This window comes from Microbacterium sp. LBN7, assembly GCF_045690345.1.
In the GTDB taxonomy this organism is placed as follows: domain Bacteria; phylum Actinomycetota; class Actinomycetes; order Actinomycetales; family Microbacteriaceae; genus Microbacterium.
Genome location: NZ_CP147856.1, coordinates 1966194 through 1981403 on the forward strand (window position 1 = coordinate 1966194; position 15210 = coordinate 1981403).

Genomic DNA, 15210 nt, shown 5'->3' on the forward strand with positions numbered 1-15210 from the left:
TTCGCCTGGGTTGACAGCGATCGGCGCATGGGGAATCAGGGCACCGGAGAGCGACGAAGGCCTGGAGGTTCTCGGGCTCGGTCCGACCGATCGTGTCGGTATCGAGCTGGCCCCGCGTGGACCGTGGTCTGCGCGGGGCCAGGGCCTGCCGAGGCCGGTTTCTGTTCAGCGATTCGCGGCGTGATCGATCTGTCGGCGCGCTTCGTCGAGGGTCTCGAGGATGGAGATGGTCTCATCGAGAGTGTGCACGGGTGACTCCGTTCGCCCCTCGCCCACGAACCGAGCCAGTGCCGTCGCTTCCCAGGACAGCCCCGCCATGGATGACACTCCGGTCGTGTCGTTCCAGACGAGCGCCTCACCGTCGTTCGCCGCGAGACGCAGGGTGGTCGGCATGTAAAACGAGCCGGCCATCTCGAGCCTCGCCTCCGTGCCGGCAATGACCGCCGTCGATGGGGTGCGCACGACGAGCGTGGTGGTGAGGGTGGACTGGACGGACGGCCCGTGTCCGAGCACGAGCGTCGAATACGCGTCGACGCCGGTGTCGAGGAGACCGCCGATCGCGGTGATCGACGACGGCGCGCCCAGCACCATCGAATCCATTTGGACGGGGTAGATGCCGAGGTCGAGCAGCGCTCCTCCGCCGAGTTCACGGCGGTGGAGGCGATGGTTCGGGTAGTCGGGAATGGCTTGGCCGTGATCAGCGACGACCGAACGGATGTCTCCGAGAACTCCGTCGCGGACGAGCGTACGCACCACCGAGGTCTGCGGCAGGTAGCGACTCCACAGCGCCTCCATCAGCAGAACGCCGGCGCTTCGAGCCGCCGAAACCAGCACTCGAGCCTCGTCGGAGGTCGTCGCCATCGGCTTCTCGATGAGAGTGTGCTTGCCTGCGGCGACGGCCAAGAGCCCGAGCGCGAGGTGCTCGCTCTGCGGCGCAGCGATGTAGACCACGTCGACCTCGGGGTCGGCGACGAGCTGCTCGTAGGAGTCGTACGCCTTCGCGATACCGTGCTGCGCCGAGAACGCTCGAGATCGTTCAGCAGACCGTGACGCGACGGCGACGAATCGCTGATCGGTATGCGCGTGCACTGCTGACACGAAGAGGTCTGCGATCCATCCTGGCGCCAGCAGCCCCCAACGCAACGCCGGAGCATCGGCGCCGGGCGTGAAGAGTTCGGGCTCGGGGAACGTGGTGGGGAACGTCAATCGGTGCTCCTTGGTTCTGGGCATGGCAACACATCGGGGATGGACAGGTCGAGCGGAGTCGGATGGGTGGTCAGCGCCGGGAGACATCACGATGATCGAACTTCGTGCTCTACATCCGCTGACTCTCGCTTCCATGTTTACGTGAACATGGATAATCTACCAGGCTCTCAACGCAATCGCCAGAGGGAGGAATTGCTGCACAGTTGGGTGGCAGCTGACGAGGCTTGCCCGCATCGCTGGCCTGGAAGGGTGTTTCCGGGCCTCAGCCGTGGCGTGATCGGCGCTCCCGCAGCTCCTTCAGCGCCTGCACGACCAGGTCGTGATCGTCGGCCGAGGGCAGGCCGGAGACCGTCGCGACGGCCACGACACCGACGCCGGTCACCCGGACGGGAACCGCTCCGCCGGCGACGGCGTACTCGGCGGGGTCCAGCCATCCCGGCTCGAACATGTCGCGTCCACCGGCGGCGACGCGGGCCTCCAGCAGTGCCGTGCTCGTCTCGAAGCGGAACGCCGTCGCAGCCTTCCGCCGCACCCACTCGTCGTTGTCGGCCGTCGCGCCCGGCATCGACGCATGGAAGAGGATGCCGGATGCCGTGCGCACATCGATCGCCACCGGATGCCCTGCGGCGAGCGCGCGCTCCGCGATCGAACTGCCGAGTCGCCACGCATCGTGCCGGTCGAATCGGGGAAGGTCGAGGGCGAGGTGCTCGGCTTCGAGCCGTGCCAGCCATCCATCGTCGGTCATGGTCCGATCCTCTCACCACGCTCCGGCGTCTCGGGCTGTGCGTCTCGCGCCGCGCCAGAGCTCACTCGTCGACCGCGGTCCCACCGCCGAGCGCGCGGCGGGCCTGCTCGAGTGAGCGGAGCGCCTCGACCCTGGTCGACGCACCTTCTCCTGTAGCGACGATCTCTCCGCTGGCGGCCCGCAGCCGCCAGCGGTACGCGCCCGCAGCATCCTGAGAGATCTCGAAGCGCCCTCGAGGCCCGTCGGCCGCCTGGGCGAGCTCCGCCGCGACCTCACGATTCCCGATGTCGCCGAGGATGCTGGTGCGCAGCCGCTCCGCCGTATCGGCATCCGCACCCGGCGACAGCGACGAGAGAACGCTCACGGCCGTCGCACGATCCTCATCGGTCACCCACTGCTCGTTCGTCAGCGCCTCGATCAGCATCAGCCCGGTGCGGGCTTCCCTGGCATCCGTGCTCAGCGCCAGTGCGTACGCCTGCTCGAATCGCTGCGACCACTGCGCGCGGGCATCGGTCGCCTGCTGGTTCCGACGGGTGAGGAGGAAGGCGATGACCGACCAGACGAGTCCGCCACCGGCCACGACCGCAGCGATCACCGCTGCGATGAGCGTCGCCTCCGAATCGGTCACACGGCCACCCTACTGTCGGCGGACGCGCGGACGAAGGCCTCAGAGCACGTCCTCGATCGCCGCGAAGGTGCGATCCGGATCCTCCAGATGCATGTCGTGATGGATGCCGGCGAGACGGCGGATGTCCCATCCCTCGCCTTCGAGCGCTGTGGCCATGGCGTCGGACAGGACGGCCGGTGACTCGTCAGAGAGGACGATCGTCGACGGCACGGCGGGCGGGGCGATCGCGATCGGGTGGAACGCCACCTCGCGGAAGATCCCGATCGCCATCTTGGCGTCGAACTGCTGCTGCGCCTGCTTCATGATTTCGCGGATGCTCGGATCCAAGGCCGCGCGTTGGGGCGCGCTCCGCCGCGCCTGAAGCAGACCCATGACGCCGAGCGAGAGCGGCGGCACGGCCCAGAATGCCCGGCCCTTGAACCCGGTCGTGGGGAGCGAGAGTTCGAAGCCCGGGTCGAGGTAGATCGCGCGCTCGGGCTGGAGGCGCGCGACGGCGCGCACGAGCACCGCTCCCCCGAGCGAATGACCGACCACGCTGTGGAGTCCGGTCGGGAGGGCTTCGACGACATCGCCCGCGAGGTCATCGAGCGTGTGCGACGGCGCGCGGTCGCTCTCGCCGTGCCCACGGAGGTCGATCGTGGTGACGGTGTAACGGCCGGTGGTCAGCATCCGGTCGATGAGCGGCTGCCACGTCGCTCCCGCGCCGCCGAGCCCATGGATCAGTCCGACGTGGCGGTCGCCGGATCCGGTGGTGGTGGCGTGGAGGCGCATGGGAGTCATTGTCCTGGATTGAGCTCGCAGGCAGGCGCCACGCGGTCCTGGCCCGGATCCGGGTCCGCGCGGGGAGAGGATGGCACGGTCACCCTCTCCCCGATCCGGAGGCGGCCCTAGGGTTTCGGAACGTTCTCGTCGGAGTGATAGTTGCCGTCGCCTGATAGGGAGAGGGCACTGAATCGGATCGGCCGCGTCACCTTCTTGAAGTCGAGCGGGCAGTGCCGCAGTCCGGCCGGGATGTACAGGGCGCCCGAGGTCGTCACCGAGTAGGTTTCCCCGTCGAGATCGATCAGGAGCTCGCCGCCGAGATCGTGGGGATTCTCCGGGTCGGATCCCGTCCAGATGAGCACCTCGTCGTACTCGTGCTCGTGCTCGTTGACCCAGTGACTCGGCTCATCCGTCGGATTGATCCAGGAGTAGGTCATGTGGATCTTCGACCCAGGCACGTCAGCGGCTCGCATCAGGGCGAACGCGTCGCCGATGTGGGAGGGGCGCGGCTCCCCCGTCCCGATGGCGCCCTCGTTCACGAGGTCGTCGGTGGTGTCCTGCATATGCCGGACGAAGAGATGCTCGTACTTTGCGGTCACGATTGCTTCCTTTCTTGTCGGACGGACCGCGCACGGAAAGGTGGTGCGGAGCCGCCGCATCCGACGCTATGGACCACGTCGATCGTGCGGCCAGGGACTTCCATCGCCTGTCCTGGTACCCGCGCGGGGTACCTTCGCCACCGACGCATGACTCGCGTGAGAATGATCGGCATGACCACACCGAACGTGCTGTCCGATGACGCGCAGCGCCCTCTCGCCGATCTCGAGCGCCTCATCCGCCTGCCGCTTCGCCGCAAGCCCCGCATCCTCAGCCGGTGGGTGCCGGCGATTGCTCTGGGCGCCATCGTCTTCGGCATCGGGTGGACGGTCATCACCGCCCCCGCGCTGAGCTGGCCGATCGTCGCCGAATACCTCTTGAACCCTCGTATCCTCAGCGGAGTCCTCCTCACGGTCGTGTTCACCGTGCTGACGTTCACGATCGGACTTCTGCTGGGAGTCATCCTCGCGGTCATGCGCCAGGCGGGGAACCCGGTGCTGACCGTGATCGTGGCCGGCTACGTCTGGATCTTCCGCGGGACGCCGCTCCTCGTCCAGCTGGTCTTCTGGTTCAACCTCGCACTGCTGCTGCCGTTCATCGGCGTCCGCATCCCCGCCTGGGGGCTGGTCATCGGCGGCGACACGAACGCGATCATCACCCCGTTCCTCGCCGCGCTGATCGGACTCGTCCTGCACACGGCCGCCTACATGGCGGAGGTCGTCCGCGGCGGATTCCTCGCCGTGCCCACCGGACAGACGGATGCGGCGAAGGCCCTCGGGATGACGAGCCTCGGAGCGCAGTTCCGGATCGTGATCCCGCAGGCGGTCCGCGTTATCCTGCCGCCGCTCGGCAACCAGTTCATCGACATCCTCAAGGCGACCTCGATCGTCTCGGTCATCGGTGGCGGCGACCTCATGACGCAGGCCCAACAGATCTACGGTCAGAACTACCAGGTGATCCCGCTCCTGGTCGTCGCCTCGCTCTGGTACCTGATGCTCGTCACGGTGGCGAGCATCGGCCAGTACTTCCTCGAGAGATCCGTCGATGGATCGAGACGCCGCGTGGTCATCGCGAACGAGGTGGTCCTGTGACTGGCGACGCACTGACGCTGCGCGGTCTGCGCAAGGCGTTCCACGGCAACACGATCCTCGACTCCATCGATCTCGACGTCGCACCCGGTGAGGTCATCTGCATCATCGGCCCATCAGGCGGAGGCAAGTCGACCCTCCTCCGCTGCATCAACCACCTCGAACCTCTCGACGCCGGGATCGTCCTGGTGGACGGTGAGCTCGTGGGGTACGCGGTCGACGGGGAACATCTCGTCGAGACCGGCGATCGGCAGACCAGCCGCATCAGACGCCGAATGGGAATGGTGTTCCAGCAGTTCAACCTGTTCCCGCACCTCACCGCTCTGGAGAACGTGATGATCGGCCCCGTGACGGTGCTGCGGCAGCCACGCCGCGAGGCTGGGAAGAACGCCAGGACGCTCCTCGACCGTGTCGGCCTGCGCCAGCATGCGGACAAGCACCCCGCTCAATTGTCCGGAGGTCAGCAGCAGCGCGTCGCGATCGCCCGCGCGCTGGCCATGAACCCCTCGGTGATGCTTTTCGACGAGCCGACCTCGGCCCTCGATCCCGAACTCGTCGGCGACGTTCTGCAGGTGATGCGCTCACTGGCGGATGCCGGAATGACGATGCTGGTCGTGACCCACGAGATCGCCTTCGCCAAGGAGGTAGCGGATACGGTTGTGTTCATGGAAGGCGGCGTGATCGTGGAGCAGGGCCCGGCGGCCCAGGTGCTCTCGCGCCCGACATCGCCGCGTACCGCGTCCTTCCTGCGCAGCACGGGAACACTGTCGCCCCTGGCCCCCGCATCAGAACCGCAACCATGACGATCGCGCAGGGTCGCCCTCCGATACACTCCATCGACGCCACGATGGCAGCGGCCGGCGGTCTGTTCCTGCTCGCGGACTTTCGCACCCAGGGTCCGGGTCGTGATGCCTACACACCGCACCGTCATGACTTCGTCGAGCTCGCCTGGCTGCGTGCCGGTTCCGGCGGACACGTCATCGACTTCCAGGAGCACACGGCCGAACCCGGCGATCTGTTCATCGTCGGCGCCGGTCAGCTGCATCACTGGGTGCGAGGCGATGTCGAGACCGATGGCGCCCTCGTTCTGTTCCGCACCGAGCTGCTACTGGGAAGAGGCGGGCCGGGCGACTGGACCCCTCTTTCCGGCAAGTGGCACCCAGACCCGACTTCGGCTGCCCGCATCGAAGGGCTTCTCGCGCAGCTCGAGATGGAACAGCAGCAACGCGCGCCAGGACATGAACTGGCCATTCGCAGCCTCCTCACGGCGCTGCTGGTGCTCTGCCGACGGTTCGTCGCACCCGGCGTCGCGAACGAAGGGCTGGCCGCGCAGTTCGAGCAGTTCGTGCGTCAGAGCCACGGATCGCTCCGTACCGTGGCGGAGTGCGCTCGCGAGCTCTCGGTCACTCCGGGGCATCTCAGCGAGGTCGTCTCCGCAGCGACCGGCCGCCCTCCGGGAGAGATCCTCCGAGAAGCCGTCCTCCACGAGGCGCAGCGCCTGCTCGCCCGCTCGGACTTCAGCTGCGCGCAGATCGCGCGCGAGCTCGGCTTCGACGACGCCTCCTACTTCTCGCGATTCTTCCGGCGCGAGGCCGGCGTGACCCCCTCGCGCTTCCGCGACCTGCACCGCAGCCACGACTCCGCTGCCTGAATCCGCTGCTCGCATCGGGCTCGCAGCCCCGCGAAATGTGCCAGTCCTCCCGGGGTGGGTACATCGTCTGCGGTGGGTCCCCGTTCCTACGCTGGCATCGTCCGCCTCATCAGTACGAAGGAGTCCTGAATGAACACTCGTGCCCGCCTTGCTCTGACCGCCACCACGGCCCTGACCGCAGCCCTCGCCTTGGCCCTCGTCGGGTGCAGCGATTCCGGTGCGACTCCGCCCGCAGACAGCGACGAAGATCCTGGGCTGTCCGAGCTCATCACTCCGGGAACCCTCACCGTCGGACTCGTGCTGCCCGATCCGCCGTACTACATCGCGGATGAGGACAACGTCCCCGTCCGCGGCATCACGAAGGACCTCCTTGATGCCGTCGCCGACGAGCTCGGCGTGAAGGTCGAGTACGTCCCGGTCGCGTGGGAGGGCGGCATCACCGGTGTGGCGGCCGGTCGCTACGACATCTTCGGCGGCAGCCTGTACGACACGACCGAGCGCCAGGCGGCGGGCACGTTCGTCGACTTCATGAAGGAACAGGCGACCCTGATCACGACCGGCGACCGCGCGGACGAGTTCACATCGCAACTGGATGCGTGCGGAATGTCCGTCGCGACGATCCGCGGAACCACGGATGTCACCTACGCGCAGGCCCTCGCTGAGCAGTGCAGGGCCGCAGGGAAGGAACCGCTGATGATCACCGAGTACCCGACGCAGCAGGATGCCGAACTGGCACTGGAGTCCGGTCGTACCGACTTCGGGATCCAGAGCGTTCCCGCCGCCGAGTACGCGGTCAGCGAGGGATCGAATCGGGCGCTGGTCGGAGAGCCTTTCGATGGCGGCTTCTACGTGGGAAGCATGATGAACTCGTCGAAGAAGGAGCTGATCGACGCCGTGCTGGCGGCCATGACCGCACTGTACGAGAGCGGCAAGACGACCGAGATCTTCGCCGACTACGGCATCGAGCCCGCGGAGCCGGGGATCAACCTTCAGAAGTAGTCGTCGATCTCAGGCTCAGCGAACGGAGAGCGTCCCGCACAGAGCCTCCGCGCCGGTGGGGCTGATCACAAAGAAGCCTCACTCGCGCCTACAAAGAGAAAGAGCCGGACCCACTGGGCACGGCTCTTTCTCGTCTGTGCGCGAGGGGGGACTTGAACCCCCACGTCCTTACGGACACTGGCACCTGAAGCCAGCGCGTCTACCATTCCGCCACTCGCGCGAGTGGTCTCGTTCCGAAGAACTCAACTTCCCGAGGATATCACGCGATTTCGGCCTCTTCGCACACCCGGAAACCGTCATCGGCGGCGTTCCCCCAGGTCACCTGGCTACGATGTCCCTACCGGTCAGCATGCCAGAGGAGCCCAGTGGGACTACTTGACAGCTTTGAGAAGGGTCTCGAACGCGCAGTCAACAGCGCGTTCGCGAAGACCTTCCGTAGCGGCATCCAGCCCGTGGAGATCGCTTCGGCGGTCCGTCGTGAAGCAGACACGAAAGCGGCAGTCGTCAGCCGCGACCGCATCATCGCGCCCAACAGCTTCGTGGTGCGTCTGAGCACCGACGACGCCGAGCGCATGCGGAGCCTCGGTGGAGCCCTCACCGAAGAGCTGCACGCGCTGCTGAACAAGCACGCCAAGTCCCAGGGCTACAGCTTCTCCGGGCCGCTCTCGATCAGCCTCGAGGCCGACGACAAGGTCGCCACCGGCACGGTCCGCGTCGACTCCGGGACGGTCGAAGGCCGCGTCAGCTGGCAGGCCGTCGTCGACGTCGACGGCCGTCGCCACTCGCTCTCGCGCGCCCGCACCGTGATCGGGCGTGGTTCGGATGCCGACATCACCATCGCGGATGCCGGTTCGAGCCGCAAGCACGTCGAGATCCTCTGGGACGGCGAGCGCGCCATGATGCGCGACCTGGGCTCCACGAACGGCACCAAGGTCAACGGCCAGAAGCTCCGCGAAGCCGCGCTCCCCTCCGACACCACGATCACGATCGGCCGCACCGACCTGGTGTTCAAGATCGTCCCCGTGTCGGCGCCGTCTCGCCCGACCGACGACTCCACCCGCGCATTCGGAGGCTTCGGATGAGCGAACTGATCCTCCTCCTGCTGCGCGTCGGGTTCCTCATCGTCCTGTGGTTCTTCGTGTTCGGCGTCGTGTACTCGCTGCGCGCCGACCTGTTCGGCGTGAAGGTGCGCAAGCTTCCCGCCGAGGCGACCGCCGGCGCGGCATCCGCTCCGGTCGCTCCGGCGAAGCCCGCGGCGGCGGCTCGTCCGGCATCCGCGAAGCCGTCGACGGGACCCGCGACGATCGCGACAGCGAAGCGCCTGGTCATCACCTCCGGACCGAAGACGGGCCTCGAGCTCCCTCTCGGCGCCGACTCGATGACGATCGGCCGCTCGAGCGAATCGGCGCTCGTGATCCGCGACGACTACACGTCGAGCCATCATGCGCGCCTCATGCTCCGGGGCGACGCCTGGGCGATCCAGGACCTCGATTCCACGAACGGCACCTTCGTCGCCGGCCAGCGCGTGACCGGCGGACCCGTCAACCTCTCGCTCGGCACCCCGATCAAGGTGGGCGCCACGACCTTCGAGCTGCGAGCCTGACCCCGGCATGGTCTTCGAAGGCTCGAGCGTCGCGATCTCCCACACCGGGAAGGTCCGCTCCAACAACCAGGACTCCGGCTACTCCGGAGCGAACCTGTTCGTCGTCGCCGACGGCATGGGCGGCCACGCCGGAGGCGACGTCGCCTCGAGCATCGCGATCCACCGCCTCGAGCCCCTCGACCAGCCCTACGCGTCCACCGAAGACGCGCAGGCGTCTCTCCAGGCGGCGGCGACCACCGCAGCGGGCGATCTCATCCGCGCCGCGAAGGACCGACCGGAGCTCGCCGGCCTCGGCACCACGCTCAGCGCGATCATCATGGTCGACGAATACGCGGTCATCGGCCACATCGGCGACTCGCGCATCTACCTCTACCGCGACGACGCGCTGACCCAGATCACGGCCGACCACACCTTCGTGCAGCGCCTGGTCGACTCCGGTCGCATCACGCCGGAAGAAGCCCGCTACCACCCGCGCCGCTCGGTGCTCATGCGCGTGCTGAGCGACATGGACTCCGACCCCGAGCTCGACATGTTCGTCATGCACACGCAGCCCGGCGACCGCTGGCTGCTCTGCTCCGACGGCCTGTCCGGCGTGGTCGACGAGGCCCACATCCTCAAGGCGATGCAGCTCGGCCTCGCCCCCGGGCGCACGGCCGACAACCTGCTCAAGCAGGCCCTCGACGGCGGCGCCCCCGACAACGTCACGATCGTGCTGGTCGACGTCGGCGGACAGCATCCGATCCACACCGGCACCGCGACCGTCGTCGGCTCGGCGTCGAACCCGTCCGGCGTCTACGTGCCGCCCGTGCGCCCGACGCGCGGCAACTGGCTGCACCCGGTGCGTCAGGCCGCCAACGAGCCCAGCCACTTCGAGCCGGCCCCCGAGTACCTCGAAGAGCTCATCGAGGAGGATCGTCGTCGCGCCAAGCGCCGCCGCCTCGGCTGGATCGCGGGAGTCCTCGTCGTCCTCGTGATGCTCGGTGTCGCCGCGTTCGCGGCCTACAGCTGGACGCAGACGCGGTACTTCATCGGCGCCGACGACGACAGCGTCGTGATCTTCCAGGGCGTGCAGCAGAACATCGGTCCGATCACGCTGTCGACCCCGCTCGAAGACACCGACATCCTCCTGGCGAACCTGCCCCCGTACCAGCGGGCATCCGTCGAGCGCACGATCACGGCCCGCTCGCTCGCCGACGCGATGGCCATCGTCGACCGTCTGCGCGCCGGCGCCGACGCGAACGCCATCGAGCAGACGCCCCTCCCGACTCCGCTGCCCACGCCCGTCCCGACTCCGGAAGAGACACCCGCCGGCGGAGGTGAGGGATGAGCACCGACGTCGCCGCCGACACCAGCGTCATCAAGGCCCTCAAGCGCATCCGGATGCCGCAGACGCAGCGCAACCGCGAGTTCTGGCTGCTGCTCTTCGCGTGCGCGATCAGCGGTGCGGCGCTGACCCTCGTCCAGCTCGGCGCACTCGGCGTGATCGACCCGGTCGTGCTCGCGATCGGTGGCGGACTCGCGGTGCTCGCCTTCGCCCTGCACTTCGTGCTGCGCGTCGTGGCCGCCGACGCCGACCCGTTCGTCGTGCCGATCGCGACCCTGCTCAGCGGCATCGGCATCGCGATGATCTACCGCATCGACATCGCGAAGGCGAACACGGGCTGGGACGCCTACTCGACCAAGCAGCTCGCCTGGACGGCGATCTCGCTCGTCGGCGCGATCGCCGTGGTCATCCTGCTGCGCAACTACCGCGTCCTGTTCCGCTACACCTACATCTTCGGCCTCACCGGCATCGTGCTGCTCCTGCTGCCCTTCGTGCCGGGCCTGCGCATCGACGACGCGAACGCGGCCGTGTGGGTCTCGCTCGGCGGCGTCTTCGCCTTCCAGCCCGGTGAGCTGGCCAAGATCGCCCTCGCGATCTTCTTCGCCGGCTACCTGGTGCGCACCCGCGAGAGCCTCACGTCGGTGGGCAAGCGCGTGCTCGGCATCACCTGGCCGCGCATGCGCGAACTCGGGCCGGTGCTGGTCGTCTGGGTCATCTCGCTCGGCATCATCATCTTCCAGCGCGACCTCGGCACCGGAACCCTCATCTTCGGCATGTTCGTCGCGATGCTGTACGTCGCGACGGGCAAGACGAGCTGGGTGCTCATCGGTCTGACCCTCGTGGTCGCCGGCGTCGCCCTCGCCACCCAGATCCTCAGCTACGTGCAGGGACGCTTCATCAACTGGCTTTTCCTGTTCGACTCCTCGCAGGTCGACCCCGACGGCGCCGGCTACCAGCCCATGCAGGGCCTGTTCGGACTCGCCCGCGGCGGCCTCATCGGCACCGGCTGGGGTCAGGGCCGCCCCGAGATCACACCGCTCGCGCACAGCGACTACATCATCACGAGCCTCGGCGAAGAGCTCGGCCTGATCGGGCTGTTCGCGATCCTCTGCCTCTATATGGTGTTCGTCAGCCGCGGCATGCGCATCGGTCTCGCCGGTCAGGACGACTTCGGCAAGCTCCTCGCCACCGGGCTGTCGTTCACGATCGCGCTGCAGGTGTTCATCATGGTCGGCGGCGTGACGCGCATCATCCCGCTGACCGGTCTCACGACGCCGTTCCTCGCGGCCGGCGGCTCGTCGCTCGTCGCGAACTGGCTCATCGTGGCGCTCCTGCTGCGCATCTCCGACGGCGTGCGCCGCCAGCCCCGGGTGGTGATCGGCTGACATGACAAAAGAGCTCCGCCGCCTCAGCATCGTGATGCTGTTCATGTTCATCGCGCTGTTCGCCGCGAGCAGCTGGATCCAGGTCGTCGAGGCCGACAGCCTCGCCCAGAACAGCCACAACAAGCGCACGCGCCTGGACAGCTACGAGATCCAGCGCGGATCGATCATCGTCGACGGCGCCGCGATCGCGACCTCGGTCCCGAGCGACGACCAGTACCAGTTCCAGCGGGTCTACTCCGACGCGCCGATGTGGGAGCCGGTGACCGGGTGGTTCAACCCGGCGCTCGGCTCCGCGACCGGCATCGAGGAGGCGATGAACGCCGACCTCTCCGGAACCGGCTCGAACGCCTTCCTCGCCGAGGTCGAGCGCATCCTCTCCGGCCAGCCGCAGCGCGGCTTCAGCGTGGAGCTGTCGCTGAACACCGCCGCACAGCAGGCCGCCTACGACGCACTCCAGGGCTACCAGGGCGCGGTCATCGCGATCGAGCCGGCGACCGGGCGCATCCTGGCCATGGTCTCGACTCCGGGCTTCGACACGAACCTGCTGGCCTCGCACGATGCGGATGCCGCCAACGCGACCTACGACCAGCTCGAGTCCGATCCCACCAAGCCGCTCTCCAACCGCGCGCTCCGGGGCGACCTGAACCCTCCGGGCTCGACGTTCAAGCTCATCACCGCCGCCGCCGCGTACGCGAGCGGGGAGTGGACACCCGACTCGACCCTGCCGAACCCCTCCCGTTACACGCTCCCCGGATCCTCCAACACGGTGTCCAACGCCTGGGGCGGAACCTGCGGGTCCGGCGACACGGTCACGATCGCCGAGGCTATCCGCTTGAGCTGCAACATCCCGATGGCGGAGCTCGCCGTCGAGCTGGGCGACGACCGGATCCGCGAGATGGCGGAGAAGTTCGGTTTCAACAAGAGCTTCTCGACGCCGCTCGAGTCCACGCCGTCGAGCTACCCTCGGGCCCTCGACGACGCGCAGACCGCACTCTCCGGATTCGGGCAGGGCCAGGTCACCGCGACGCCGCTGCAGATCGCCATGCTGGCCGCCGGCATCGCCAACGACGGGGTCGTCATGAACCCGCAGATGGTCGACGCCGTGATCGGCAACGACCTCTCGGTCATCCGCTCGTTCGAGAACAGCGAGTTCGGCCGGGCGATGGAAGCGGAGACGGCCGACCAGATCACCGCATCCATGGTCGCGAGCGTCTCAAACGGCGCCGCGCAGGGTGCAAGAATAGACGGGATCGACGTGGCGGGTAAGACCGGGACGGCAGAGAACGGAAACAGGCCGCACACGTTGTGGTTCACCGGTTTCGCACCGGCGGACGACCCCGCGGTCGCAGTAGCGGTCGTCGTCGAAGACGGCGGCGGACAAGGGCAGTCCGGAAGCGGCGACACCATCGCCGCTCCGATTGCGAAGAAGGTCATAGAGGCGGTGCTGGGCAGATGAGACCGACGCAGGGTGTGTCGTTCGGTGGTCGCTACGAGCTGCAGTCGCGAATCGCGATCGGCGGCATGGGCGAGGTGTGGGAGGCGACGGATCACGTCATCGGACGTACCGTCGCGATCAAGATCCTCAAGGACGAGTACATGGGGGACCCCGGGTTCCTCGAGCGATTCCGCGCCGAGGCGCGGCACGCGGCTCTCGTCAACCACGAGGGCATCGCCAGCGTGTTCGACTACGGCGAGGAGAACGGCAGCGCGTACCTCGTCATGGAGCTCGTGCCCGGTGAGGCGCTGTCGACCGTGCTCGAGCGCGACGGCGCGCTGAGCGCCGACAAGACGCTCGACATCGTCGCCCAGACGGCATCCGCTCTGCAGGCCGCGCACGCCGCCGGTCTCGTGCACCGCGACATCAAGCCGGGCAACCTGCTGATCACGCCCGACGGCCGCGTCAAGATCACCGACTTCGGCATCGCGCGCATCGCCGACCAGGTGCCGCTGACCGCGACCGGTCAGGTCATGGGCACCGTGCAGTACCTGTCGCCGGAGCAGGCGTCGGGCCACCCGGCGTCCCCCGCGACCGACACGTACTCGCTCGGCATCGTGGCGTACGAGTGCCTCGCGGGCAAGCGTCCGTTCACGGGCGAATCGCAGGTCGCGATCGCGATGGCGCAGATCAACGAGCAGCCTCCGCCGCTGCCGCCGACCGTGCCGATCCCGGTGCAGAACCTCGTCATGGCGATGATCGCCAAGAAGCCGTCCGACCGGCCGTCGTCCTCGGCGACCGTGGCGCGTGCCGCGCAGGCCCTGCGTCGCGGTGACCTGAACTCCGCAGCGATCGCCGTGCCGGCGATCGCCACCGGCGGGATCGCGGGGAACGACGACGCGACCCGGATGCTGTCCGCCACCGGTGATGAGGGCGCCACCCGCATCCTCCCGACCACCGCCCAGCTCCCCACCGAGGAAGCGGCGGAGGAGAAGAAGAAGCGCAGCCCGTGGACGTGGCCGCTGATCGCCCTGATCGCGCTGCTCGTGATCGTGCTCGGCGGCACCATCTGGGCGCTGTCGCAGCAGGGTGACCCGAACGCCGACCCGACGGGGTCGCCGACGACCTCGGCGCCGCCGAGCAAGACACCCACGCCCACCCCGCCACCGACGCCCAAGGAGACGCGTGTCGATGTGACCGCGCTGAACCTCGGCGGCATGGACTGCGGCGGCGCGACCGCGACGCTCACGGGCGCCGGATTCGTCAGCGACATCACGTGCGTCGACGGCGACCCGGCTCCGAGCGACGGCGAGGTCGGCAAGGTCTACAACGTGGCGCCTTCGGGCAACGTGCTCACCACCACGCCGATCGTGCTCACGGTCTACGCGGCTCGCACCGCCCTGCCCACGCCGACGGATGCCCCCACGATCACGGGTGACCCGGTCGCCGGAGGCACCGTGACGGTCGCGTGGGGCACTGGCTTCACCTGCCCGAGCGGCTCCACCCTCTCGGGCTACGTCGTCTCGGTGCAGAACGGCACGTTCGTGTCGGGCGGCCCCACCTTCCAGCCGACGCAGCGCAACACGCAGATCAAGGTGGCGGATGCCGCGGGCCAGCAGCTCATCGTGACCTACCAGGGCATGTGCTCCGGCGGCGATCAGCGCACCTCTGACGCGTCGCCCCCGCTGTCGGTCACGATCACGGCCCCGGGCGGGGACGGCGAGGGTGACGGCGACGGCGGAGCCGCCGGGTAGCCTAGTTCCAGCTCAGTCATCGTCGTTCCAAGG

Annotated in this window: 15 protein-coding genes and 1 tRNA gene; 10 read left to right on the forward strand and 6 right to left on the reverse strand. The window is 68.1% G+C overall.

Annotated features, from left to right (window positions below; translation table 11 throughout):
• Positions 1-165 precede the first annotated feature (165 nt).
• From LBN7_RS09405 to LBN7_RS09425, 5 genes are all read right to left on the reverse strand, one after another.
• Positions 166-1206 (reverse strand): Gfo/Idh/MocA family protein, encoded by a 1041-nt coding sequence (locus LBN7_RS09405; RefSeq protein ID WP_407361645.1) that lies wholly within the window; start codon positions 1204-1206, stop codon positions 166-168.
• Positions 1207-1468: 262 nt separating this feature from the next.
• Complete coding sequence (locus tag LBN7_RS09410) at positions 1469-1951, reverse strand: heme-degrading domain-containing protein (protein ID WP_407361646.1); 483 nt, start codon at positions 1949-1951, stop codon at positions 1469-1471.
• A 61-nt stretch (positions 1952-2012) separates the two neighbouring features.
• Positions 2013-2579 (reverse strand): DUF1508 domain-containing protein, encoded by a 567-nt coding sequence (locus LBN7_RS09415; RefSeq protein WP_341946912.1) that lies wholly within the window; start codon positions 2577-2579, stop codon positions 2013-2015.
• Between the two features lie 39 nt (positions 2580-2618).
• Positions 2619-3350, reverse strand: a complete 732-nt coding sequence (locus tag LBN7_RS09420; RefSeq protein WP_407361647.1) for an alpha/beta fold hydrolase — start codon at positions 3348-3350, stop codon at positions 2619-2621.
• Positions 3351-3466: 116 nt separating this feature from the next.
• Positions 3467-3940, reverse strand: a complete 474-nt coding sequence (locus tag LBN7_RS09425; protein WP_407361648.1) for a hypothetical protein — start codon at positions 3938-3940, stop codon at positions 3467-3469.
• A 171-nt stretch (positions 3941-4111) separates the two neighbouring features.
• On the opposite strand from LBN7_RS09425, the gene LBN7_RS09430 reads away from it, so the two are divergent.
• From LBN7_RS09430 to LBN7_RS09445, 4 genes are all read left to right on the forward strand, one after another.
• Positions 4112-5029, forward strand: a complete 918-nt coding sequence (locus LBN7_RS09430) for an amino acid ABC transporter permease (RefSeq protein ID WP_407361649.1) — start codon at positions 4112-4114, stop codon at positions 5027-5029.
• Positions 5026-5829, forward strand: a complete 804-nt coding sequence (locus LBN7_RS09435) for an amino acid ABC transporter ATP-binding protein (protein WP_407361650.1) — start codon at positions 5026-5028, stop codon at positions 5827-5829. Before LBN7_RS09430 ends, LBN7_RS09435 begins: the two co-directional genes overlap by 4 nt.
• A complete protein-coding gene (locus LBN7_RS09440) occupies positions 5826-6677 on the forward strand; it encodes a helix-turn-helix domain-containing protein (protein WP_407361651.1) in 852 nt (283 codons plus the stop codon). Before LBN7_RS09435 ends, LBN7_RS09440 begins: the two co-directional genes overlap by 4 nt.
• Positions 6678-6806: 129 nt before the next feature.
• Entirely contained in the window at positions 6807-7676 is an 870-nt protein-coding gene (locus LBN7_RS09445) for a transporter substrate-binding domain-containing protein (RefSeq protein ID WP_407361652.1), read from the forward strand.
• Positions 7677-7813: 137 nt separating this feature from the next.
• On the opposite strand, the gene LBN7_RS09450 is transcribed toward LBN7_RS09445, so the two are convergent.
• Positions 7814-7896 (reverse strand) — tRNA-Leu (locus LBN7_RS09450).
• A 145-nt stretch (positions 7897-8041) separates the two neighbouring features.
• Here LBN7_RS09450 and LBN7_RS09455 point away from each other — a divergent pair.
• From LBN7_RS09455 to LBN7_RS09480, 6 genes are read left to right on the forward strand one after another with little or no spacing between them, the layout of a single operon-like run.
• Entirely contained in the window at positions 8042-8758 is a 717-nt protein-coding gene (locus LBN7_RS09455; RefSeq protein ID WP_116633310.1) for a DUF3662 and FHA domain-containing protein, read from the forward strand.
• A complete protein-coding gene (locus LBN7_RS09460) occupies positions 8755-9279 on the forward strand; it encodes an FHA domain-containing protein (RefSeq protein ID WP_116633311.1) in 525 nt (174 codons plus the stop codon). The genes LBN7_RS09455 and LBN7_RS09460 overlap by 4 nt, the downstream gene beginning before the upstream one ends.
• Before the next feature lie 7 nt (positions 9280-9286).
• Positions 9287-10606 (forward strand): PP2C family serine/threonine-protein phosphatase, encoded by a 1320-nt coding sequence (locus LBN7_RS09465; protein ID WP_116633312.1) that lies wholly within the window; start codon positions 9287-9289, stop codon positions 10604-10606.
• Positions 10603-11988, forward strand: coding sequence for an FtsW/RodA/SpoVE family cell cycle protein (locus tag LBN7_RS09470; RefSeq protein ID WP_407361653.1), 1386 nt, complete (start codon positions 10603-10605; stop codon positions 11986-11988). The genes LBN7_RS09465 and LBN7_RS09470 overlap by 4 nt, the downstream gene beginning before the upstream one ends.
• 1 nt (position 11989) lies before the next feature.
• Positions 11990-13444 carry a penicillin-binding transpeptidase domain-containing protein gene (locus tag LBN7_RS09475; RefSeq protein WP_341946923.1) on the forward strand — a complete coding sequence of 485 codons (1455 nt, stop codon included), beginning with the start codon at positions 11990-11992 and terminating at the stop codon, positions 13442-13444.
• Positions 13441-15177, forward strand: a complete 1737-nt coding sequence (locus LBN7_RS09480) for a protein kinase domain-containing protein (RefSeq protein WP_407361654.1) — start codon at positions 13441-13443, stop codon at positions 15175-15177. Before LBN7_RS09475 ends, LBN7_RS09480 begins: the two co-directional genes overlap by 4 nt.
• Positions 15178-15210 lie beyond the last annotated feature (33 nt).